The sequence below is a fragment of the Prevotella sp. S7-1-8 genome (assembly GCF_000758925.1).
In the GTDB taxonomy this organism is placed as follows: Bacteria; Bacteroidota; Bacteroidia; order Bacteroidales; family Bacteroidaceae; genus Prevotella.
In genome coordinates this window covers 1-2,378 of sequence record NZ_JRNC01000121.1, presented here as the reverse complement: position 1 = coordinate 2,378, position 2,378 = coordinate 1, and the positions used below count along the sequence as shown (strand labels likewise).

The 2,378-nt window shown below is 44.5% G+C and carries 3 protein-coding genes; all 3 read left to right on the top strand.

Features of this window, described 5'->3' with window-relative positions; genetic code table 11:
* Positions 1-129: 129 nt before the first annotated feature.
* Positions 130-510, top strand: coding sequence for a hypothetical protein (locus tag HMPREF1640_RS12170; RefSeq protein WP_036895272.1), 381 nt, complete (start codon positions 130-132; stop codon positions 508-510).
* The gene (gene mobB, locus HMPREF1640_RS12165; protein ID WP_036856465.1) at positions 507-1,787 is read left to right on the top strand and encodes a conjugal transfer protein MobB; all 1,281 of its coding nucleotides are present in this window, start codon (positions 507-509) and stop codon (positions 1,785-1,787) included. The genes HMPREF1640_RS12170 and mobB overlap by 4 nt, the downstream gene beginning before the upstream one ends.
* 63 nt (positions 1,788-1,850) lie before the next feature.
* On the top strand, positions 1,851-2,378 hold a 528-nt coding region (locus HMPREF1640_RS12160; protein WP_036895270.1), incomplete at its 3' end, for a YWFCY domain-containing protein.

The following is a 2,378-nucleotide window of genomic DNA, read 5'->3' as shown; positions in this document are numbered from 1 at the left end:
CAATCGTATCAACTCTTGATATTGGCAAGGTGTGTCTTTGTCCGACAAACTCCGTTTTTGCCGACAAAGACCCTTGCCCCACAGGGGAATTAAATTACTCCAAAGTCGTAATTACAAAAAGAAAAGATAATGAATGACAAGATTGAACGATGGGACAGATGGGACACCCGTCTTCCCAACCCGAAAGACCAGCAAAGGGCAATTGATTTGTTTCAACGTTCGGGTGCAGAAACAAAGTCAGATTTCGTGCGTGGTCGTATTCTTGGAGAGAGTTTCAAGGTGATTACGGTGGATAAATCCGCAGTGGAATATTACCGAAAGCTCTCAGAACTGACGGCGCAAATCCATAAGATTGGTGTCCTCTATAACCAGACCGTACGCGCCATCAACAGCTATCACAGCCTAAAAACTGCACAGATACTGCTTGAAAAGTTGGAGAAATTGTCTGCTCAAATCATTGTCTTGCAGAAACAGGCTAACAGTCTTACCATAGACTACCGTAAGAAATGATTGCCAAAATATCTGCTACGAAAAACCTTGGAGGGGCATTGGGTTACAACTTCAAGAAAGTAGAGAAAGAGGAAGCAAGCATTCTTCTTGTCCAAGGCTTGTATCAAAACAAAGAGGGAACTTATACGATGGCTGAAGTATTTGCTGATATGCAAGCAGTTATTCCAGAGAAATGCCGAACAAAAAAGATGGTGTTTCATTGCTCACTCAATCCGCATCCGGACGAGAAACTCTCCAATGAAACACTCACACAGATAGCCAAGGAGTATATGGAGACACTCGGCTATGGCAAGCAGCCTTATATCGTGTTCAAGCACAACGACATCGCCCGTGAGCATATCCATATCGTATCACTTCGAGTGGACAGTCGTGGTCAGAAGATTAATGATAAGTTTGAGAAAAGGAGGAGCAAGAAGATTACCGATGCCTTGGAAAAGAGGTTTGGTCTCATTCCAAGTTCAAAGGTCAGAGATAATGTGGAAACAGAAACGTCCAAGGTGGACATTGATAGAGGAAACATCAAGGAACTGGTCACAAGTGTTGTCCGCACGGTTCTGAAGCATTATCGCTTCTGTTCCTTGGGTGAATTGAATACCATTCTTTCCGCATACAATCTTGCAGTGGAAGAAGTGAAGACGGAGTTTCGGAGAAAGAATTACGATGGACTTGTCTATGTTCCGACTGATGATAAGGGCAACAAGGCAGGCACACCCATCCATGCCTCGGACATCGGCCGTGGTGTGGGCTATACTGCCGTACAGAACTGGATGCAGAAATCAAAACAAGCCATTAAGCCATTGATACCTGCTATCAGAAACAAGGTCTTGCAAGCAATGCGTACCTCTCCCCAGACGGAGGAAGAACTTCGGCAAAGATTGGAGGAACAGGGCTTGCGTGTGATAATCCGAAAGAATGATAATGGAAGAATTTACGGCATTACCTTCATTGACGATAAAGAGGGAATTGCGCTCAACGGCTCCCGATTGGGCAAGGGATATGCTGCTAATGTATTCAATGCGTATCTATCCAATCCAACACACAATCCATTCTTGGATGAAGCACTGTATGGCAGTCCTTCAGAACACTTGGAGCAGACATCTACAAATGAATCTTTGCATCCAAATACAGAAGACGGCGACAACCTTGTTGATGAACTCATCGAGGATATGGTGGATGGTTCGTTCACACCTACGGGCAACGATGATTGGAAGGAGGCGGCATGGCAGCGTAAGCTCCGAAAACTAAGTAAGGCAAATATTAAACGAAGAAAACGTTAAATAAATGAGCATTTCCAACTCCCCTCCTTTGGAGGGGTTGGGGGAGGCTACAAATACAGCATTATGGCACAGGAAGATGATTTAAGGGCATTAGGTAAAGTCATGGACTTTATGAGGGGCATATCAGTGATATTCCTCCTCGTTAACTGTTATTGGTTCTGTTACGAGGCGTTCCAGCAGTGGAACTTCACGCTCGGTATCATCAACAAGATATTGATGAACTTCCAGCGTACAACGGGATTATTCTCGTCTATCCTCTGGACAAAACTCTTTTGTGTGGTTTTCCTTGCTTTGTCCTGCCTTGGGACAAAAGGTGTGAAAGAGGAGAAAATCACATGGCCAAAGATTTGGACGGTGCTTTTCTTTGGCTTTGTATTCTTCTTTCTCAACTGGTGGCTGTTGGTATTGCCCATCGGCAAGATCGGGGTAGCTTCCCTCTATATATTTACGCTGTCCGTTGGCTATATCTGTCTGCTGATGGGTGGCGTATGGATGAGCCGACTACTCAAAAACAACCTGATGGACGATGTTTTCAATACAGAGAACGAGAGTTTTATGCAGGAAACTCGGTTGATGGAGAATGAGTATTCC

Coding starts and splice junctions, on each gene's coding strand:
- HMPREF1640_RS12170 (WP_036895272.1), top strand. CDS start 130: ATGAATGACAAGATTGAACGATGGGACAGATGGGACACCCGTCTTCCC.
- mobB (WP_036856465.1), top strand. CDS start 507: ATGATTGCCAAAATATCTGCTACGAAAAACCTTGGAGGGGCATTGGGT.